20 protein-coding genes are annotated in these 20334 nt (G+C 33.1%); 17 read left to right on the top strand and 3 right to left on the bottom strand.

What is annotated here, in order from left to right; translation table 11 throughout:
- Positions 1 to 22: 22 nt before the first annotated feature.
- Complete coding sequence (locus tag RWM24_RS06550; protein ID WP_314112668.1) at positions 23 to 649, bottom strand: TVP38/TMEM64 family protein; 627 nt, start codon at positions 647 to 649, stop codon at positions 23 to 25.
- Between the two features lie 10 nt (positions 650 to 659).
- On the bottom strand, positions 660 to 1691 hold the full coding sequence (locus tag RWM24_RS06545) for a glycosyltransferase family 4 protein (RefSeq protein WP_314112666.1): 1032 nt from the start codon (positions 1689 to 1691) through the stop codon (positions 660 to 662).
- A gap of 981 nt (positions 1692 to 2672) precedes the next feature.
- On the opposite strand from RWM24_RS06545, the gene RWM24_RS06540 reads away from it, so the two are divergent.
- The 17 genes from RWM24_RS06540 (at position 2673) to RWM24_RS06460 (ending at position 19035) form a co-directional block, all read left to right on the top strand.
- Positions 2673 to 2873 carry a hypothetical protein gene (locus RWM24_RS06540; RefSeq protein WP_314112665.1) on the top strand — a complete coding sequence of 67 codons (201 nt, stop codon included), beginning with the start codon at positions 2673 to 2675 and terminating at the stop codon, positions 2871 to 2873.
- Between the two features lie 62 nt (positions 2874 to 2935).
- Complete coding sequence (locus RWM24_RS06535) at positions 2936 to 3271, top strand: hypothetical protein (protein ID WP_314112663.1); 336 nt, start codon at positions 2936 to 2938, stop codon at positions 3269 to 3271.
- 140 nt (positions 3272 to 3411) lie between these two features.
- Positions 3412 to 4590: an iron-containing alcohol dehydrogenase gene (locus RWM24_RS06530; RefSeq protein WP_314112661.1), complete on the top strand. Its 1179-nt coding sequence runs from the start codon at positions 3412 to 3414 to the stop codon at positions 4588 to 4590.
- Between the two features lie 20 nt (positions 4591 to 4610).
- On the top strand, positions 4611 to 6383 hold the full coding sequence (uvrC, locus tag RWM24_RS06525) for an excinuclease ABC subunit UvrC (RefSeq protein WP_314112659.1): 1773 nt from the start codon (positions 4611 to 4613) through the stop codon (positions 6381 to 6383).
- 500 nt (positions 6384 to 6883) lie between these two features.
- Positions 6884 to 7759 (top strand): transporter substrate-binding domain-containing protein, encoded by an 876-nt coding sequence (locus RWM24_RS06520; protein WP_314112657.1) that lies wholly within the window; start codon positions 6884 to 6886, stop codon positions 7757 to 7759.
- 13 nt (positions 7760 to 7772) lie between these two features.
- A complete protein-coding gene (locus RWM24_RS06515; RefSeq protein WP_314112655.1) occupies positions 7773 to 8423 on the top strand; it encodes an amino acid ABC transporter permease in 651 nt (216 codons plus the stop codon).
- A gap of 107 nt (positions 8424 to 8530) precedes the next feature.
- Complete coding sequence (locus RWM24_RS06510) at positions 8531 to 9514, top strand: Gfo/Idh/MocA family oxidoreductase (protein WP_314112654.1); 984 nt, start codon at positions 8531 to 8533, stop codon at positions 9512 to 9514.
- A gap of 9 nt (positions 9515 to 9523) precedes the next feature.
- Entirely contained in the window at positions 9524 to 10744 is a 1221-nt protein-coding gene (locus RWM24_RS06505) for a DEAD/DEAH box helicase (protein ID WP_314112653.1), read from the top strand.
- A 15-nt stretch (positions 10745 to 10759) separates the two neighbouring features.
- A complete protein-coding gene (locus RWM24_RS06500) occupies positions 10760 to 11122 on the top strand; it encodes a hypothetical protein (RefSeq protein ID WP_314112651.1) in 363 nt (120 codons plus the stop codon).
- Positions 11123 to 11133: 11 nt separating this feature from the next.
- A complete protein-coding gene (locus RWM24_RS06495) occupies positions 11134 to 11892 on the top strand; it encodes an RNA methyltransferase (RefSeq protein ID WP_314112650.1) in 759 nt (252 codons plus the stop codon).
- 427 nt (positions 11893 to 12319) lie between these two features.
- Positions 12320 to 12793, top strand: coding sequence for a ribosome maturation factor RimP (rimP, locus tag RWM24_RS06490; protein ID WP_314112649.1), 474 nt, complete (start codon positions 12320 to 12322; stop codon positions 12791 to 12793).
- A gap of 38 nt (positions 12794 to 12831) precedes the next feature.
- A complete protein-coding gene (gene nusA, locus RWM24_RS06485) occupies positions 12832 to 13926 on the top strand; it encodes a transcription termination factor NusA (RefSeq protein ID WP_314112647.1) in 1095 nt (364 codons plus the stop codon).
- Positions 13927 to 13944: 18 nt separating this feature from the next.
- The gene (rnpM, locus tag RWM24_RS06480) at positions 13945 to 14247 is read left to right on the top strand and encodes an RNase P modulator RnpM (RefSeq protein WP_006702589.1); all 303 of its coding nucleotides are present in this window, start codon (positions 13945 to 13947) and stop codon (positions 14245 to 14247) included.
- Positions 14234 to 14560: a ribosomal L7Ae/L30e/S12e/Gadd45 family protein gene (locus tag RWM24_RS06475; RefSeq protein ID WP_006702590.1), complete on the top strand. Its 327-nt coding sequence runs from the start codon at positions 14234 to 14236 to the stop codon at positions 14558 to 14560. The genes rnpM and RWM24_RS06475 overlap by 14 nt, the downstream gene beginning before the upstream one ends.
- Before the next feature lie 12 nt (positions 14561 to 14572).
- On the top strand, positions 14573 to 16948 hold the full coding sequence (gene infB, locus RWM24_RS06470; RefSeq protein ID WP_314112644.1) for a translation initiation factor IF-2: 2376 nt from the start codon (positions 14573 to 14575) through the stop codon (positions 16946 to 16948).
- Between the two features lie 36 nt (positions 16949 to 16984).
- Entirely contained in the window at positions 16985 to 17344 is a 360-nt protein-coding gene (rbfA, locus tag RWM24_RS06465) for a 30S ribosome-binding factor RbfA (protein ID WP_314112643.1), read from the top strand.
- A 539-nt stretch (positions 17345 to 17883) separates the two neighbouring features.
- Positions 17884 to 19035 carry a DUF819 family protein gene (locus RWM24_RS06460; protein WP_314112642.1) on the top strand — a complete coding sequence of 384 codons (1152 nt, stop codon included), beginning with the start codon at positions 17884 to 17886 and terminating at the stop codon, positions 19033 to 19035.
- 314 nt (positions 19036 to 19349) lie between these two features.
- Here RWM24_RS06460 and RWM24_RS06455 read toward each other — a convergent pair whose 3' ends face one another.
- Positions 19350 to 20195, bottom strand: coding sequence for a DegV family protein (locus tag RWM24_RS06455; protein ID WP_314112640.1), 846 nt, complete (start codon positions 20193 to 20195; stop codon positions 19350 to 19352).
- Between the last annotated feature and the right edge of the window lie 139 nt (positions 20196 to 20334).

Genomic DNA, 20334 nt, shown 5'->3' with positions numbered 1-20334 from the left:
ATAAATATCAATATTTCTTCCATTATTTGAAAAAAGCCCAAATATAATCAATAATGGCTGTTAATCCATAAGTATATGCCGCTAAAGTGATTGGCTTACAAATTAAAATAATGAGTATGAATTTTTTATAACTCATTTTTGTTAAACCAGCTAGCATACATAGGAAATCATCAGGTGAAACAGGAAATGCCATCATGAAAGTAAAGAAGTAATCAAATTTATTTCCACGATTTAACCATCCGATATAACGATGATACGTACTATCATTGACCATTGATTTTACAAATAATTGTCCATAAATTCGGGCTAAATGGAAAGCGATAATAGAACCGATGATAATACCGATATAGTTGTAGACATTTCCAATAAACATTCCGTAAATATAGACTCCAGCAATACTTGTTAAAGCACCCGGAATAATTGGAATAACTGTTTGTAAAATTTGTAATAAGATAAAAATAGGTGGTCCCCAAATGCCTGCACGTTGCATATATTCACTAAGTGATTCTTGGGAAGTAAATAATCCTTTTTGATAAGCCCAAATACAAAAGATAACTGTGGCAATTGCTCCTGCGATAGAAGCAGCATGCATCATTCTTTGTGCAAATGGAGACAGAGGCTTACCTTGTTTAATATGTGTTTCAGTCATAAATTCTCCTTTATTTTAAATGATTCTCAACAGCTACTTTATCATAAAAGGCTTGCCATTGTTGGAGTACATTTTCTTTAGAGTAAAATTGCTCTCCTTTTTTAGATTTTTCGCAAGCTTCTTGATAGAAAGCCTCATCTTGCTGTAATTGACGTAAAATCTCTTGGAATTGTACTTGAGAATTTCCTTTTAAATAATAGTCAAATAAAATAGGGCGATATTCTCTTAAATCTCTTAATAATAATGGAATATTCGCATTCATAGATTCCAATATCGTCATAGGAAATAGCTCTTCAAACGAAAGTTGTAACATTACATCTCCCATATTAAAGAATTCATTCATTCGTTCTCTTTCTACAAGCCCTAAGAAATGAACATTACTTGGTAATTCATCCATATGTTCCATAATTTCTTTACGACCTTCAGAAATCCCTTTAAAAGCAAAATCACCTGCCCATACAAATTGGATATCAGGCATTTTTTTTGCTAAATCAATAAATTCTAAAACACCTTTTCTCATTTGTAATTGTCCTGCAGATACAACGGTAAATTTATTTGGATCTAATCCAAAAGATTCTCGAAGAGTTGCTTTTGAACGATCCGTAATTTTATAAAAAGTATCACGTGATACAAAGTTTGGAATGTACGTGATTCTTTCTTTTGGAATTCCATAATGTTCTAGATCTTCAATAAAACGTGGATTAACGGTTACTAGATAATCTGCTTGTTTATAAAATTGAAGAACATATTTATAAAATAATTTTTTAATCGGACGAGGTAGGGAAATACTTTTTTCTAAAGTTTCCGGTAAAAAGTGAACAGAAGCAATCATTGGACGATTTTGTCTTGTGATAACAGATTTTATTAAAAAATCTGGATTAATCGTATGAATATGAGTAATATTGTATGTTTTTAATTGATTCACAACGACTTGATATTCTTTTAAACCTTCTGTTACGAGATTAATTTGTTCTTCTGTAGCAGATAGAACACCTTGTCCTTTTACACTATCTGCTCGTGTAAGCATATTGATCGTTAACATATTGACTCCTTTAAGAAACAATTTCGTTTACTATTCTACCATGAAATGAAGCATTTGGAAAATAGCTAGTATAATCTTAATAGATTTTAAAATATTTATCGAAAAATAGAATCTGAATCATATATTTATTTTATTGATGACCCTTTTCAAATATACTACAGATAAAGAATGATTCTAATGGAAATGCAATGAGGAGAGGTTAAAATGGTAGGAATTTTGATGAATGCTAGTGTACAAATAACGAACAAAAAGGAGTTCGAAGAGTTACAAAAAAGAATGACAACGCCAAATAGCGGTAAATATTAAAGAGACTATTCAAAATAGAATTAATCCTAAAAAACTCAATAATGAAGAAAAACAATGTTCTATTGATTTTGAAGGCTTATGAAAGCGCTATAACTACTTAATTATACTGCAAATAATTTTTTAAAACAAGACTTGTTTTTTTGGAATGATATGCTATGCTTTGGATGAAATATGGAATATAAAGAAATATAAAAGGGATGATACCAATGTACACAGTACCATTTTTTTACGGAATTAAAATGTTAACATAAATAGAAAGAAGGATTTTTATGAAGAATAAGAAAAAAATATTATCATTTATTACAATGCTCATTGTTTATAACCTTGTATTTATCGTACATTTTCTTATTACAAAAAGTACTAATTTCATGTTTAGTTTTGTTTCTTCAATTGGAGCAATAGTTGTCTTTACACTTTTATATATGTGGGATAAAAAAAGAGCAGTCAAAAAATAAGAACACTCTATCGTGAATGAAGTGTGAAGTGACCCAAAAAGTTAGATTTTTTGAGACGACTTAAGTCGTCTCTTTTTCATTCTTCATAAGTTAATTTCATAAAAAACACCCAAAAATTAGATTTTTTATGTCTAACTTTTTGGATGTAGTATAAATAGAATTACTCTGGGAACAAAGATACATAGAAAAAATTCTGGTGATAAAAAGGAAGGATTAAAAATTGATAGTAGATATTGAATTAATTGAATCTTTATTAGAAAAATATACTGCATATAAAATAAGTAAAGATACTGGAATAAGCTATACTACAGTGAATGATTGGAAAAAAGGTGAAACAAGTATTTTCAAAATGCAGTTAGAAAATGCCTTAAAATTATCAGAATATGCAAAAAAAGAAAACGTTGAAAAAATTCAAAGATAACTTTTTGCCTTATGGGTAATTTTTTTGTATACTAGATACAGAGAAATTAAGAGAGGTTATTCATGAAGCGTCAAAAAAATAAACCTAAAGGTAAAGCATCTAAAAATTCAAAAGAAGCAATGACATTAGTGGATTGTTATTATATTCCAACAGCAATTGCAGAACATTTTTGCCTATTACGTGAGCATTGTGCGACCGAAGTAGAACAAACTTTACTACAGCACTTTGCAAAAGTTCAAAGAGAACAACGGGAAGACATTGGCGAAGTAATTGTTGCATATGATGAAGCTGGTGTATGTCATGGCGAGATTAGTTTAAGTCCAACTGAAATATCAAAATTAGAAAAAGAAATTTCAGCCGAGAGATTGGATAAATATTTAGAAATTTATTTCAAATAAGATATTTTAAATAATGGATGAAGTGTAATCTGTAACAACTCCTGTTGGAAATTCCTTCAGGAGTTTTTTTCTTTTTAAGTCGTGTGATTTGCCTCTACAATTAGAGCTTGATATCATCAAATAGAAAGGTAGGAGATACTATGGAATTAGGAATTCGTAATTTTACATTTAGAAACCCAACAAAAATTTTATTTGGAAAAGATCGTATTAAGGATATCGATGGAGAAATTCCAAAAGATGCAAAAGTATTAATTTTATATGGTGGCGGTTCTGTAAAACGCAATGGAGCCTTTGATCGTGCTGTAAAAGCTTTAGGAAATCGTGAATGGGATGAGTTTGGAGGAATTGAAGCAAACCCAACTTACGAAACATTAATCAAAGCTGTTGCACGAGTGAAAGAAGAAAGTTTTACTTATTTATTAGCGATTGGTGGAGGTTCCGTCATTGATGGAACAAAGTTTGTAGCTGCAGCAAGTGTTTTTGATGGCAATCCATTAGATATGTTTAGAGGTGGATTTGGAAAAGGTCTTCCTGTTACAAAAGCTGTTCCATTTGGAACGATTTTAACATTACCTGCTACTGCATCTGAAATGAATAGTGGTGCGGTGATTACCTTTGTAGCATTAAAAGCAAAAGTAAGTTTTAGACCGAATGTAACATTCCCTCAGTTTTCAGTACTAGAACCTGAATTAACGTATACATTACCAAAACGCCAATTAGTAAATGGTGTATTAGATACCTTTATTCATACAATGGAAAATTATTTAACCTACCCTGTAGATGCAAAATTACAAGATCGTTATGCAGAAGGGATATTACAAACATTAATTGAAATTGCACCAACAGTCATTGATGAGGATAATCACGACTTTGCTGCAAGAGCGAACTTTATGTGGTGTGCAACAAATGCATTAAATGGAACCATTTCTGCAGGAGTACCGACAGACTGGGCAACTCATGCATTAGGACATGAAATTACATTAAATCATGGAATCGATCATGGACGTACATTGTCGATTGTGTTGCCAGCAATGATGAAAGTACGGAAAGAACAAAAATGGGATAAACTTATTCAATATGGGAAACGAGTTTGGAATCTATCTGGAACACCAGAAGAAATCGTCAATGGAGCGATTGAAAAAACAGAAGAATTCTTTGCGTCATTAGGTGCACCAATTCGATTTAAAGATGTTTCATTAGATGAATCAGTCATTGAAGCATTAGTGGAAGGATTAGGACGTCACGAGAAAATTCATTTATCAGAGCATCATAATTTAGAATTAGAAGATGCAAGAATCATTTATCAAACTGCATTATAGTAGGGGAAAGGAGCGAAAAAATGGCAAGTGAATTAATTGAAGAAAAATTAAAACAATTGCCTGATTTACCAGGATGTTACTTGATGAAAAATCAAGAAGATGAAATTATTTATATTGGTAAAGCAAAAAACTTAAAAAATCGAGTTCGCTCCTATTTCCGTGGAGCACATAATACTAAAACTGAAAAATTAGTGAGTGAAATTCATCATTTTGAATTTATTATTACAAAAACTAATAAAGAATCGTTATTATTAGAGATTAATTTAATTAAGAAATATCAACCTTATTACAATATTAAATTAAAACAAGGAACCATGTATCCTTATTTAAAAATTACAAATGAGCGAGATCCTCAACTGATTATTACAAGTAATGTTGAAAAAGATGGGGGCATGTATTTTGGACCTTATCCGAATGTTTATGCGGCAACAGAAACGCAACAATTGATTCAAAAAATTTATCCATTAAGAAAATGTGGGAAAAATGAAACACGCGCTTGTTTCTATTATCATTTAGGGCAATGCATTGGCTGTTGTGATCATGAAGTTTCACCAGAAATTTATCAACAACAAAAGAAAAAAATTCAACGGTTTCTTGAAGGTGATGTAAAAGAAATTAAGCAAGATTTGCAAAAGAAAATGGATGAAGCTTCAGAACAATTAGAATTTGAACGAGCAATTGATTATCGAAATCAAATTCAATATATTGAAACAACCGTAGAGAAACAGCATATTATGTCTCAAGACTTTATAAATCGTGATGTATTCTCATTCTATATGGATAGAGGTTGGATTTCTATTCAAGTTTTCTTACTAAGACAGTCAACCATTATTAAACGAGAAGCAGCATTATTCCCGATTTATACTACAGCTGAAGAGGAATTAACATCCTTTATCGTTCAATTTTATCAAGAACAAAATCATATTTTGCCTAAAGAAATATTAGTACCAGCTGAAATTGATAAGGAGTTACTTGCTGAAGTATTAGAAGTCAAAGTTTTAACTCCTCAAAGAGGTCCTAAGAAACGAATGCTTGATTTAGCGACACAAAATAGTGAAGTAGCTTTACTTGAAAAATTCAAGATTGATGAAAATAGTCAGCAAAAAACATTAGGTGCGGTTGAACAATTACGACAAGCACTTGATTTAAGTCGTTTAAGCGTGATTGAATCATTTGACCACTCGAATATTCAAGGAACCAATCCTGTATCAGCAATGGTCGTTTATCGAGATGGAAAACCGGAGAAGAAGAGTTATCGAAAATTCAATATTAAAACGGTACAAGGAAGTCATGAATTTTTAACGACTCAAGAAGTTGTTAGAAGACGATATTCAAGATTATTAAAAGAACAAAAACCTTTACCGGATTTAATTTTGATGGATGGTGGAAAAGTTCAGATGAGAGCTGCCATGGAAGTTTTAGAAGATGAACTTGGATTATACATTCCAATTGCTGGAATGGTAAAGGATGAGAAACATAAGACCGCTCATTTACTGTATGGGGAAGAGTATGAACAAATTGAATTAGATCCAACGAGCCAAGCTTTCCATTTATTACAACGAATTCAAGAGGAAGTCCATCGATATGCGATTACATTCCATCGTCAAGTACGAAGTAAAAATGCTTTTTCTTCCATTCTTGATGAGATTGAAGGAGTTGGACCAAAAACTCGTACGAAATTATTACAGCATTTTAAAACGATGAAGGGAATTCAGGAGGCAACAGTCGAGGAGATTCAAAAACTGGGAATTTCTGAGAAAGTGGCAAAGCGAATCAAAGAATCAGTAAGATAATTTCATTGGGATTTCTCTTGGGGGTGTGAGGCCCGCCAGCAGCCTCGCAAAGCGAGTCTCATGGCTAACATTTGAGCCTAGGGTCTCAAATGTTGCCTTAAAAGCTTCCTATGGTCAGGAAGCTTTTATTTCACACCGGCGTGAAATCCCTTGTGTGTCATTCATTAACTTTGGATACGTTTAGGATGTTCTTTACGTGAAACTCATTGATGTTCTGGCGTGTAGCAAAGGTGCGCTTTGCGCTGTTTGCCTATTGAATGTACTTGGGTGGTGATTCCTCTTGGGGTGTGAGGCTGTGTTTTGGGAGAATTGTGTAAATTCAGGATCACTTCTGTACCTTTAATTGTTATAAAAAGTTTTAAAATCATTTAAGTGTTTATATAACAGATATTTTTATCTGTTATATTTTTGTATAAAAATAGTAAAAAATGATTGATTTCTTTCTTTCGTTATGCTATTTTAGGGTAGTCAAAAATATATGAAAAAAGGAAGGTAAAATCATGAATAAATGGTTTAAACTTGGTGCAGTTGCTGCAACATTATTTTTAGGAGCTTGTTCTACTTCAACAAGTACTACTACAAACAAGGAGACTGTATCACAAGCACAAAAGAATTGGGATGCAATTGAGAAATCAGGAAAGATTAAAGTTGCAACAGCGGGTACTCTATATCCACAATCATTCCATAATGATAAAGATAATTCATTAACAGGTTATGATGTTGAAATTATGAAAGAAGTAGCTAAACGCTTAAAATTAGAAGTTGACTTCACTGAAATGGGTGTCGACGGTATGTTAACAGCATTAGATAGTGGTCAAGTGGATATTGCGAACTACTCAATTGAAGAAGGATCAAAATATATTGATAAATATTTACGTACTGAACCTCACAAATATTCCTTTACATCAATGGTTGTTCGTGAAAGTGACAATTCAGGAATTTATTCATGGGCTGATGTAAAAGGTAAAAAAGCTGCAGGTGCTGCAAGTACTAACTACATGAAAATTGCTAAAAAATTAGGTGCAGAATTAGTAGTTTATGATAATGTAACAAATGATGTTTACGTATCTGACTTAGTAAATGGACGTACTGACGTAATTATTAATGACTACTATTTACAAAAAATTGCTGTAGCATTTGTAAAAGATACTTTCCCAATTAAAATTAACGAAGGTGTTTTTGCAAACCCATATAGCGCAAGCTTCTCTATTAAATTAGGAAATGAAGTTATCCAACAAAAATTCAATGAAGCATTAAAATCAATGAAAGAAGATGGAACTTTAACAGAAATTTCTAAAACATTCTTTGCTGGTGAAGATGTAACTCAACCAAAAGACTTAAAATTAGAAAAAATTGATTTTTCTGATGTAGAATAAGAGGCGATGACGATTGTTTAATCTTAAGTTAGCGATTCATAGTCTATCTTTTGTATTAAGTGGATTACAATATACATTAGGAATTGCTGCAGTTAGTTTTATTTTAGGAACAATTCTTGGTTTCTTATTTGTATTAATGAAACGCTCACCATTTCTACTATTAAGAGTAATAGCTAATTTTCACGTTTCTTTTATGAGAGGAACTCCTACATTAGTATTTTTATTCTTATTATATTTTGGATTGCCTTATTTTAAAATTCAACTACCGGCTATTATTTGTTCCATTATCTGTTTTAGTATTGTGAGTAGTGCCTATATTTGTGAAGTACTACGATCTTCAATTGATGCAGTGGATTATGGACAATGGGAAGCTTCTATTTCCTTAGGATTGAATTATTTTCAAACATTAAGAAGAGTCATCGTTCCTCAAGCATTTAGAATTTCAGTGCCACCTTTAAGTAATGTGTTATTAGATATGATTAAAGGAACGTCATTGGCAGCGATGATTACAGTACCTGATATTTTTCAAAATGCAAAAATTGTTGGTGGTCGAGAATTCGATTATATGACGATGTATATTTTAGTAGCGTTCATCTACTGGTGCATTTGCTTAGTCTTTGAACAAGGTCAGAAAATTTTAGAAAAAAGATTATCATTGTATTAAAGATGAAGAGGTTGGATTTCCAGCCTCTTTTTTTGTTTGGAACGAGGATTGCTAGAGATTTTCTGGAAAATATGATAGACTATCCAGGAAGAAATGGAGTGGTGATCATGAAAAAATTAGCAATTATTGGTACAGGATGGATATCTTCTTCTTTTGTAGAAGCGGTGCAACAAACAAATAGTTTTGAAGTAGTATCTGTATACAGTAGAACACTAGAAAAAGCAGAAGAATTTGCTACAAAACACCAGATTCCTTCTTGGACAAATCAATGGAGTGAATTTTTATTAGAAAATAATTGGGATGTTGTCTATATCGGATCACCAAACCATACACATGGTGACTATTCAAAACAATTATTAGAACATCAGAAAAATATTATTGTTGAAAAGCCATCCTTTCTATCAGTTGAAGAGTGGGATGAAGTTCATCAATTAGCGACGGAAAAAAGCTTATTCGTGATTGAGGCTATTCGTCATTATTATGAACCAGCCTTCCAAGAAATTGGTAAAATGATTGATTCTAGAATGGATGAAGTAAAAGGAGCTGTTCTATCGTATGCAAAATACTCTTCAAAATATGATGCATTTTTAAGAGGTGAAATTGTGAATTCATTTTCATTATCCTCTGGTGGGGGTGCTTTAATGGATTTAGGAGTTTATCCTATTTACAATGCGATTAGTTGGTTTGGAATGCCAGAAAAAGTTCATTATCAAGCACGTAAAATACAAAATCAAGCGGATGGACAAGGAATTGTATCATTAGCGTATCCAACTTTTGATGTAACGATTTTTGTTGGAAAAGTGTTAAACGTATGTCTTCTTCAAGAAATCTATTTTGGAAAAGAAACGTTGCAAATCAATGATTGCCAAGAAATTAAGGAAGTAAAAACTCTTTATATGAGTGAAGTTCAAGAAATAAAAGAATATGAACTTCGTAAAAATCCATTAGAATGGGAAGCTATTGCTTTTGCAAAAATATTAGAACGTACACCAGAATCCCTAAAACAATATGAACAAAGTAAAAAAATCAGTCGAAATGTTTTAGAAGTGATTGAAGCATTAAGAAATTCAGCAGGAATTACATTTAATTAAGGAGAAATCATGAAAGAATATATTCAAAACAAATGGAATGAAAAAGGTTTTACAGCATTAACACCGATTCAAGAAGCAACAAAGGAATTGATTCAAAATGGAGAAGATGTAGTAGCAGTCTCTCCAACTGGAACAGGAAAAACACTAGCTTACTTGTTACCCTTATTAGAAAAAATTGAAATGAATCATGAATTACAAGCAGTCATTTTAGTGCCTAGTCAAGAATTAGCACAACAAATTGGTGAAGTGATTCGTGAATGGAAATTGCCTGAATTAACGATGCTAGTTTTAGCTGGAGGAGCTAATGTAAAGCGTCAAATTGAAAATTTAAAGAAAAAACCAGAATTAGTCGTTGGTACGCCAGGTAGATTAACGGAGTTAGCGAATCAAAAGAAATTAAAACTGCACAAAGTTCAAACACTTGTTTTGGACGAAGCAGATTATTTATTAGCGCAAGAACATTTGGAACAAACTCGTTCTTTTATAAAAAAATGTCCATCACAACGACAAATGATTTGTTTTTCTGCTACAAAAAATGAAATATTAGAATCCATTCACCAATGGATTAATATGACTCCGAAATGGGTAGAAAATGAACAGAAAATGGCGGGAAATGGGAATGTAAAACATGTCTATATTGAATCTCCTGTTCGTAAAAAAGATGAATTGTTAAGAAAGTTTGCCAATATGAAGGAATATCAAGCCTTAGTGTTTGTCAATTCACTCGCAAATGCAGGAATTTTAGCAGAGAAATTACAATACCACAATATTCCTTGCGCTTTATTAACGAGCAATGAAAATCAAATCAATCGTAAAGCAGCGATTCAAGCCTTTAAAAAAGGAGAAGTTCCTATCTTATTAACAACGGATGTTGCAGCACGTGGATTAGATATTGAAGATTTACCGGTCGTGATTCATTATGATTTACCTGAAAATAAAGAAGTATATACTCACCGTTCAGGAAGAACTGGAAGAATGGGGAAAGATGGATTAGTTATTAGTTTTGTAACAGAAAAAGAAGTGAGAGACTTAAAAAAATTGATTCCAGCTGATGCAAAACTAGAAGAGTTCCAAGTTCACTCGAGCCAACTACAAGTAGCTCAAAAGAAAAAAGTGGTGGAAAAGAAACCTTATAAACCAAAAGAGAAAAAAGGATCTACTAAAAAATCTTATCCTTCAAAAGATAAAAAATCCTTTAAACCTAAAAAATCATTAGGGAAGAAAAAGTAAAAAGGAGTTTCTTAGATGCTTACATTGGAGTTTTTGAAAAATCATTTAGAAGAATATCATTTACCGTATGAAGAGAAAGCAGTGTTGATTCAAGTTAAAAGATTAATCCATGAAGAAAATGCTATTTGTTATTGGTCTTCAATGGGATGTGTATTTTTTGAATTAAAAGATGATGCGAATTTTTCTGATACAAGACCGTTACTATTTCCTGTTGAACGAGTAGAGAAAGTACAGTATCAAAAGAAATTTTTATCAAATGATGAATTAAGTTTTGAAGTAGAGGGAGAAAAGTTTCAATTTGAAATTCCTCATCGTTCTAAATATTTTTCAAATCAAAAAGAACAATTAAAACTGTTCCGAATATTGATGGAACAATAAAGGAGACGGACATGGAAATTATTCGTTCGCACCAAAATGCAATGGTAAAAAATTATCAAAAGTTACAAACTTCTAAAGGTAGAAAAAAATTAGAAGCCTATCTATTAGAAGGAGAACATTTGGTAGAAGAAGCGATTCAATCAAATATTCAGATTGGGCGTTTAGTGGTGAGTGAAGACACAATTCATCTTTATGAAAAATGGACAAAGAGCTATCCAACAATGTTTGTTTCAAAAGAAGTGTTTGAAAAGTTATCGATGACTCAAACGAATCAAGGTGTTTTAGCGATTGTACCATTAGAAAAGAAACCAATGGTCGAAGTTCCTCAGGGGCGTTATCTTTTAGCAGATGCGGTTCAAGATCCAGGTAATTTAGGAACGATTATTCGTACTGCCGATGCTGCAGGATTTGATGCAGTTGTTTTAGGAGAAGGCTGTGTGGATTTATACAATGATAAAGTTGTTCGATCCATGCAAGGAAGCCAATTTCACGTAGCGATTTATCATGAGAATTTAACGGATGTGTATGGGAAGTTAAAAGAAAATGATATTCCGATTGCTGTAACAGCACTTCATCGTGATGCAAAGGATTTTCAATGGTTGACTGGCAGAGAGTCTGTTGCAATTGTGGTTGGAAATGAAGGAAATGGTGTTCGTGACGAATTGATTGATTCTGCGGACTTCATTATTCAGATTCCAATGTTTGGTCAAGCGGAATCGTTGAATGTTGCGATTGCTACGGGGATACTGATGTACCAAACGAGAATTTAGGTTATAGGGTTTGGGCTTTGGTTGTGAGGCCGCCAGCAGCCTTGCGAAGCAAGTCTCATGGCTAATTTTTGAGCCTAAAGTCTCAAAAATTGCCTATGAAAGTACTCTGAGAGCAGAGTACTTTCATTTACACAACGGCGCCCAATCCCAGGTGTTCCGGTCATAAGATGAGGGGACGTTTAGGATGAGGTGTACGAAAATCTCATTAACGTTTTTTCGTTTAGCAAATGAGCTATGCTGTTTGCTTGAAGGGGGGCTATTTAGGGTTACTTGGTAGCCCTAGTGTAGTGGCTCTTATTAGTTTTGAGCGTTTTGTTTGATTGATATTTTGATCTGTGCTATACTATTTATGAATTAAGATGACGTGGAAAGGAGAGTGAGCAGGAATGCTCACTCTTTTTACGCAGTTATGTAAAGGAGGTTATCTATGAGTAAAGTAGCAGAATTAGTTTCAACACTCGCTTTGCCAGTTATTGAAGCGGAAGGGTTTGAATTAGTCGATTTAGAGTTTGTAAAAGAAGGGAAGAATTGGTTTTTACGTTTTTACCTTGACAAACCAGGTGGAATTGATTTAGATGATTGTGCGTTTATGAGTGAAAAATTTAGTGAATTATTAGATGCACAAGATCCAGATCCGATTCCTCAAGCGTATTTCCTTGAAGTATCTTCTCCTGGTGCTGAACGTCCTCTGAAAACTGAGAAAGATTTGAAAGAAGCGATTGGACAATATGTTCATTTATCATTCTATCAACAAGTTGAAGGCGAGAAGTTTTTAGAAGGATTTTTAACAGAAGTAACTGATGAGTCAGTGACTTTAGAAGTGAAAATTAAAACACGTAAAAAATCAGTTACGATTGCACGTGAAAATATTGCAAAAGCTCGATTAGCGATTCAATTCTAGGAATCAATTAGAAACATTTTTGACAAAGGAGTCACATTATGAGTAAAGAAATGATTAAAGCATTAAATATTCTTGAAGAAGAAAAAGGGATTTCTAAAGAAGTTGTGATTACAGCATTAGAAGCGGCTCTTGTTTCTGCTTATAAGAAAAACTATGGACAAGCACAAAATGTTGAAGTTGAATTTGATGCTAAAAAAGGAAAAATGCATGTATACGCAGTGAAAGAAGTTGTGGAATATGTATTTGATTCAACACTTGAAGTGAGTATTGACGAAGCTCATGAATTACATAAAGCTTATGAAGTTGGAGATAAAATTCGTTTTGAAGTAACTCCAAAAGATTTTGGACGTATTGCTGCACAAACTGCTAAACAAGTTATTATGCAACGTTTAAGAGATGCTGAACGTACAAATATTTATAATGAATTTATCGAATACGAAAATGAAATTATGACAGGTGTTGTTGACCGTCAAGATTTCCGTTATGTATATGTGAATTTAGGTAAAATTGTTGCTGGAATGACAAAACAAGATCAAATTCCTACTGAAGAATATTTACCAGATCAACGTATTAAAGTATTAGTCTCTAAAGTTGATAACACAACTAAAGGTCCATTAATTTTCGTAAGTCGTACACATCCAGATTTATTAAAACGTTTATTTGAACAAGAAGTTCCTGAAATTTACGAAGGAGTTGTAGAAATTGTTTCTATTGCTCGTGAAGCTGGAGATCGCGCGAAAGTTGCGGTACGTTCTAGAGATACGAACTTAGATCCAGTTGGTACTTGCGTAGGGCCTCGTGGTCAACGTGTTCAAAATATTGTCAATGAATTAAATGGAGAAAATATGGATATCGTTGAATGGAACGAAGATCCATCTGTATACATTGCGAATGCATTAAATCCTGCACAAGTTGTGAAAGTAGATTTTGATTCAGATCGTAATAGCTGCATTGTTGTAGTTCCAGATCATCAATTATCATTAGCGATTGGTAAACGTGGACAAAATGCTCGTTTAGCAGCTAAATTAACTGGTTTCCGTATTGATATTAAATCGGAATCAGCTTATCAAGAATATTTAGACCAATTAGATTCAGAATTACCTACAGTTGAAGAAGCTTCAAGTGAAGAATAATTATTAAGGAGGCATCTTATGAAAAAAAGAAAAGTTCCAATGCGTCGATGTATAGCTTCTGGAGAAATGATGCCTAAGAAAGAATTGGTACGGATTGTTCGTAACAGTGAAGGTGTCGCTCAAATTGATCCTACTGGAAAAGTCAATGGAAGAGGAGCTTATATTACATTAGAACCGACTCTTGTTGAAAAAGCGTGGAAGAATCATTTATTTGAACGTCAATTAGAAATCGAAATCCCAGATAGTTTCTATGAAGAACTATTACAATATGTGGATCACCAAAAAGCTAGAAAAGAGTTATTTAGTGATGGAAAGCATTGATAAAAAGAAAGCTCTCAATTTATTAGGAATGGCAACTCGTGCTCGTAAACTAATATCTGGAGAAGAGCAAGTACTGCAAAGTATTCAAAAAGAAAAAGTGAATCTCGTTATTTGTACAACAAATAGTAGTGAGAATACCGTAAAGAAAATCAAAAACAAATGTGAATATTATGAAATCCCTTTTATTCAGCAATTTACAACAGAAGAAGTTTCGCAGGCGATAGGAAAACAACGCTCGATTATCGCCATTGCTGATCAAGGTTTTACAAAAAGTCTGATGAAGATGAAAGGATTTAACGATATGAACGAATAGGAAGGTGAACGTATGTCAAAAACACGTGTATATGAACTTGCAAAAGAGTTAAAACTACCTAGTAAGGACATTATCGAAAAAGCAAAACAATTAGGCATTACTTATAACAGTCATATGTCAACAATGGAAGATGGAGAAGTTTCAACAATTAAAGCTTCTTTTTCTACAAAGAAAGAAGAACCAAAGAAAGTTGTTGAAAAGAAAGAAACTCCTGCGCCTAAAAAAGTAGAGGCGAAAAAAGAAGCAGCACAACCTAAAAAGGAAACTGCTAAAAAAGAATCAGTGAAAAAAGCTGAACATAAACCAGCACATTCACCAAAACAACAGGATAAAAATCATCAACCAAACCAAAATCAAAATAAACATGGACATAAGAAGGAATCTATGCAAAAACAAGAAACAGTAGCAAACAAAGGACCAAAACATCAGTCACGTGATGAAGAATTATATTCAAATCATCGTGAATCTAAAAAGAATAATGATTTCAAACGTGGAAATCAAAAACGTGGTGGCGAACGTAATCAACAAGAAAACTTTAATAAGAAAAATCGTCATCAAAAAAATAATCGTAAACAACAAAAGAATGCTGAACAAAAACCAGCAGTTCCAGCACGTAAATTCCATGAATTACCAGATGTATTAGTATATACAGATGGAATGACAGTTGCTGAATTAGCTAAAAAGATTAAACGTGAACCAGCAGAAATTATTAAAAAATTATTCTTATTAGGAGTAATGGCAACATTAAACCAAGGATTATCGAAAGATGCGATTGAATTATTAGCAGCAGACTATGGTATGGATGCTGAAGAAAAAATCGAAAAAGATATTTCTGATTTAGATGTATACTTTGAAGAAGCAGCTGCTGAAAGCGACTCACACGCAGTTCGTCCACCAGTTGTTACAATCATGGGACACGTTGACCATGGTAAAACAACTTTACTTGACCAATTAAGAAATTCTTCTGTAGTAGCTGGAGAAGCTGGAGGAATTACACAACATATTGGTGCTTACCAAATTAAAATTGATGGAAAACCAATTACATTCTTAGATACACCAGGTCACGCGGCATTTACAACAATGCGTGCTCGTGGTGCTGATATCACAGATATTACAATTATTGTAGTTGCTGCTGATGATGGTGTAATGCCACAAACAATCGAAGCAATTAACCATGCTAAAGCAGCAGATGTTCCAATTATTGTTGCTGTAAACAAAATTGATAAACCAGCTGCTAATCCAGGTCGTGTCATGCAAGAGTTATCTGATTTAGGTTTAGTTCCTGAAGCATGGGGTGGAGATACAATCTTTGTTGAAATCTCTGCTAAATTCAATCAAAATATCGAAGAATTATTAGAAATGATTTTATTAGTAGCTGAAATGCAAGAATTAAGTGCAAATGCGAATCGTTTAGCCTTAGGTACAGTTATTGAAGCTCGTTTAGATAAAACAAAAGGACCTATTGCAACATTATTAGTTCAAGAAGGAACGCTTAAAGTTGGAGACCCAATCGTTGTCGGAAATACATTTGGTCGTGTTCGTGTAATGGTGAATGACCAAGGACGTCGTGTGAAAACAGCTGTTCCAGCAACTCCAGTTGAAATTACAGGGTTAAATGCATCTCCACAAGCAGGAGACCGCTTCGTAGTATTTGAAGATGAAAAATCAGCTCGTGCTGCCGGTGAAGAACGTGCTAAACGTGCTTTAATTGAACAACGTAATGCATCAAGCCGTATTACATTAGATAACTTATTCTCAACATTAAAAGATGGAGAAATGAAAGAAGTTAACGTTATTATTAAAGCAGACGTACAAGGTTCTGTAGAAGCTTTAGCTTCAAGCTTACAAAAAATTGAAGTGGAAGGCGTACGTGTGAAAATTATCCATACAGCTGTTGGGGCAATTAATGAAAGTGATATTACTTTAGCAACAGCAAGTAATGCGATTATTATTGGTTTCAACGTTAGACCTACACCTCAAGCGAAAATTCAAGCTGAATCTGATCAAGTAGATATTCGCTTACATCGTATTATTTATAATGTTATTGATGAAATTGAAACAGCTATGAAAGGTATGTTAGATCCTGAATTCGAAGAGAAAATTACTGGTTCTGCAATCGTTCGTGAAACTTATACAGTATCTAAATTAGGTACAATTGCTGGTTCATATGTAACTGAAGGGGTTGTTAAACGTTCTAGTCAAGTTCGTTTAATCCGTGATAACATTGTTATTTACGAAGGAGAATTAGTAAGCTTGAAACGTTTCAAAGATGATGCTAAAGAAGTGAAATTAGGATTTGAATGTGGAATTATGATTGAAGGCTACAATGATATTAAAGTAGATGACATCATTGAAGCATTTGAAATGGTTGAAATCAAAAGAAAATAATCATTAAATGATGGAATGAAGAGAGGAGAGTATCAAATGGCGAATTTCCGTGTTGGTCGTGTTTCTCAAGAGATTTTGAGAGAAGTGAATGATATTTTGTCTAAAAAAGTTCGTGATCCTCGTGTGCAAGAAATTACAATTACTGAGGTAGATGTAACGGGCGATTTGCAAATTGCGACGGTTTATTATACTACTTTGCAAACTTTAGCGAGTGAACGTCAAGCAACTGAACGTGGATTGGAAAAATCTAAAGGTTTAATTCGTCGTGAATTAGGGAAACGTTTATCTCTCTATAAAATGCCTGAATTAATTTTTAAACGTGATGAGTCTGTTGATTATGGAAACCATATCGAAGAATTGTTGAAGAGTATCCAACAAGAGGACGAAGAGCGTTAATAAATAAAAAATATGACTGCTAAAACAGTAGTAAAGGACGGCAGCAGCTTCGCCAAGCGAATCTCATGCCTAAATTTCGAGCCAAGGTCTCGAAATTCCCTAGTAAAAGTAGCCGATTGGCTACTTTTACGCTTACTACTGTGGGCAGTCACTTTTATTTTTAGAAATAAGAATACACTCTCTGTAGTAACCAGGGACGCAAGCAGCCTCGCTTTCGCGAGTCTCATTACTTGAGCTAATACGGAGAGTAATTTTTTATTATAATTATTCTACGTTACGTACTAAGAAGTATTAGTTCTTAAGATAAAAAGAAACAAAAAATTCTATAGTAATATGCGTAAAAGTAGCCATCTGGCTACTTTTACTAGGGAAATTTGAGACCTTGGCTCAAATTTTAGCCAAGAGACCCCATAGGGGGCTACTGGCGTCCTATATTACTATAGAAATATATTTTTCCTGTTTTTATTTATTTCAATAACATCGTGAAAAAAATTCTATCTGTGGTATAATAAATACACTATGAATAAAAGAGGTGTGTTATGATTTCTGCAAATGAGACTTGGATTCTTTGGTCCATTATTATCGTCATTGCAACTGCAAGTATATATTTAGAAAATCATTATGAGTGGGCATCGAAAATTAGTGGTCCTATTATTGGTTTATTAGCAGCAGCTACATTAAGTAATATTGGCATCATTCCTGTTGAATCTCCTGTTTATGATCAAGTATGGGATATTGTAGTTCCATTAGCGATTCCGATGTTGTTATTTACATGTGATTTAAAACAAATTTGGAAAGAAAGTGGACGTTTATTAATAATTTTCTTAATTAGTTCTGTAGGAACTATTTTAGGAGCTTTAGTAGGATATGCCTTCTTAGGAAAATTGATTCCCGTATTGAATCATATTGCCGGAATGATGGTTGGAAGTTATATCGGTGGTGGAGTTAACTTTGTGGCAGTTGCTTCTGCATTTGATATTCCAAAAGAATTAATTTCTGCAGCTACTGTAGCGGATAATTTATTAATGGTATTTTATTTCTTAATTTTATTAATGATTCCATCTATGGCATTTTTCAAAAAACATTTTAAATCTGCTTTTTCATCTGAAGAATTAGAAGATTCAAAGGGATATCATTCTAAAACAGTGGTAACTTTACTAGATATTGCTTTTGTATTTGCGATTGCAGTAGTGATTGTAACGGTAAGCTTTAGTTTATCAAAAGGAATTGCCACTCTTGGACAAAACAGTGTGGTTCAATTTATCTCTAATAAATATTTGATTCTAACAACTTTGACAGTGGCGGCTTCAACGGTTTTTTCTTCATTTTTCAAGAAAATTCATGGAGCAAATGAAATTGGGACTTTCTTAATTTATTTATTCTTTGTCGTAATTGGGATTCCTGCTTCAGTTGAGGCGATAATTGCGAAATCTCCATTACTTTTAGTGTTCTGTGCCATTATGGTCTTTGTAAATATGTTTGTAACATTCTTGGGGGCAAAAGTGTTTGGATTTACTATTGAAGAAGCTATTTTAGCATCAAATGCAAACATTGGAGGCCCAACAACAGCAGCAGCCATGGCAGTATCAAAAGGCTGGCACCGTTTCGTAGCACCAACTATGTTAGTAGGAACATTAGGATATATATTAGGAACGTATATCGGAATATTAGTAGGAAACTTACTCATGTAACAAAAAAGACAAACATCAACTTAGCTGAAAAAAACTAAGAAGATGTTTGTCTTATTTATTTGAAAAAATTTCCTACAGCAGAAGGCTAGAACCTCGTAGGTTCTGCTATTTTCTGAGCAATTATAGATTAAATAACGACAGAACATTACGTCTTATTGGGCACAAAAAAAGACTTCCTATAGTAGTATGGGAAATATAAGCCAAGGCTTATATTTCAGGAAATTTTGAGACCCAGGCTCAAAATTTAGGCATGAGACCGCAGGGGCTACTGCCGTCCTAATACTACTATCACAGGAAGTCTATTAAAAGATGTCTTATTTTATTAGGTAAGTAACCGCCATTGCATCTACTCCTGTATGGCTCATAATAATTGGTGAAGTCATCACAATTGTAAGTTTAGCATCTGGAAATAACTCACGTAACGTATCAATTTGAGATTGATTAAACTCATTCAATCCAGCATGCATAATCCCAATTTCTTGAATCCCCTTAGGGCAAGCTTTCATTTCCTCAAAAACTTCATCATATTTCTTCTGAAGAGATTTTAAACCTCTCCCTTTTTGAACAATCTCAATTTTACCATTTATAACTTCTAAAAATAGTTTGATATTTAATAAATTAGAGAAAGCCCCCATGACACGACTAATACGGCCACCCTTAATTAAATTATCTAAATTTAAAACAGTTAAATATAATTTTGTACGTTTACGAGTACTTTCAATAACTGCTAAAACTTCTTCAGCACTTTTACCTTCTTTTGCAACTTGGGCAGCTTCACGAACAATAATCCCCATTGAACGAGAAGTGAAGTCTGAATCAACAACTGTTACAGTTGATTCTGTAATATCTGCTGCTTGTCTTGCAGCATTCACAGTTCCACTAATTGAATTCATCAAGTGAATCGAAATAATTTCAGAACCGTCTTTTCCTAATTCATCATACAGTTCTACAAAACGACCAATAGAAGGTTGAGCAGTCATTGGTAATTCAGAACTTGCAATCATTTTATTTTTGAATTCTTCTTTTGTAATAGTTTCACCGTCTAAATAATGTTCGTCTTGAATGGTAATATTTAATGGAACTACATGAATATTGAAATCCTGGATTTCTTGTTCGGTTAAATCAGCAGTTGAATCTGTCACTATGATTATACGAGACATGTTGTCACTCCTTTTAACTTAATGTATTTCTATCATATCATATTTTTTTACAAAAGACCTAGCATTAATATTTTTTACTAAGGATAGAGAGTAGTTCTAGCATAGGATTTGTTTTTTTTTAATAAAATCTGTGATAAAA

The organism is uncultured Granulicatella sp., assembly GCF_963516875.1.
Lineage (GTDB): Bacteria > Bacillota > Bacilli > Lactobacillales > Aerococcaceae > Granulicatella.
This window is presented reverse-complemented; position numbering and strand designations above follow the sequence as displayed.

Excerpts from the sequence above, each read along its gene's own strand:
- RWM24_RS06550 (WP_314112668.1), bottom strand. The coding sequence starts at position 649 with ATGACTGAAACACATATTAAACAAGGTAAGCCTCTGTCTCCATTTGCA.
- RWM24_RS06545 (WP_314112666.1), bottom strand. The coding sequence starts at position 1,691 with ATGTTAACGATCAATATGCTTACACGAGCAGATAGTGTAAAAGGACAA.
- RWM24_RS06535 (WP_314112663.1), top strand. The coding sequence starts at position 2,936 with ATGAAGCGTCAAAAAAATAAACCTAAAGGTAAAGCATCTAAAAATTCA.
- RWM24_RS06530 (WP_314112661.1), top strand. The coding sequence starts at position 3,412 with ATGGAATTAGGAATTCGTAATTTTACATTTAGAAACCCAACAAAAATT.
- uvrC (WP_314112659.1), top strand. The coding sequence starts at position 4,611 with ATGGCAAGTGAATTAATTGAAGAAAAATTAAAACAATTGCCTGATTTA.
- RWM24_RS06520 (WP_314112657.1), top strand. The coding sequence starts at position 6,884 with ATGAATAAATGGTTTAAACTTGGTGCAGTTGCTGCAACATTATTTTTA.
- RWM24_RS06510 (WP_314112654.1), top strand. The coding sequence starts at position 8,531 with ATGAAAAAATTAGCAATTATTGGTACAGGATGGATATCTTCTTCTTTT.
- RWM24_RS06505 (WP_314112653.1), top strand. The coding sequence starts at position 9,524 with ATGAAAGAATATATTCAAAACAAATGGAATGAAAAAGGTTTTACAGCA.
- RWM24_RS06500 (WP_314112651.1), top strand. The coding sequence starts at position 10,760 with ATGCTTACATTGGAGTTTTTGAAAAATCATTTAGAAGAATATCATTTA.
- RWM24_RS06495 (WP_314112650.1), top strand. The coding sequence starts at position 11,134 with ATGGAAATTATTCGTTCGCACCAAAATGCAATGGTAAAAAATTATCAA.
- rimP (WP_314112649.1), top strand. The coding sequence starts at position 12,320 with ATGAGTAAAGTAGCAGAATTAGTTTCAACACTCGCTTTGCCAGTTATT.
- nusA (WP_314112647.1), top strand. The coding sequence starts at position 12,832 with ATGAGTAAAGAAATGATTAAAGCATTAAATATTCTTGAAGAAGAAAAA.
- rnpM (WP_006702589.1), top strand. The coding sequence starts at position 13,945 with ATGAAAAAAAGAAAAGTTCCAATGCGTCGATGTATAGCTTCTGGAGAA.
- RWM24_RS06475 (WP_006702590.1), top strand. The coding sequence starts at position 14,234 with ATGGAAAGCATTGATAAAAAGAAAGCTCTCAATTTATTAGGAATGGCA.
- infB (WP_314112644.1), top strand. The coding sequence starts at position 14,573 with ATGTCAAAAACACGTGTATATGAACTTGCAAAAGAGTTAAAACTACCT.
- rbfA (WP_314112643.1), top strand. The coding sequence starts at position 16,985 with ATGGCGAATTTCCGTGTTGGTCGTGTTTCTCAAGAGATTTTGAGAGAA.
- RWM24_RS06460 (WP_314112642.1), top strand. The coding sequence starts at position 17,884 with ATGATTTCTGCAAATGAGACTTGGATTCTTTGGTCCATTATTATCGTC.
- RWM24_RS06455 (WP_314112640.1), bottom strand. The coding sequence starts at position 20,195 with ATGTCTCGTATAATCATAGTGACAGATTCAACTGCTGATTTAACCGAA.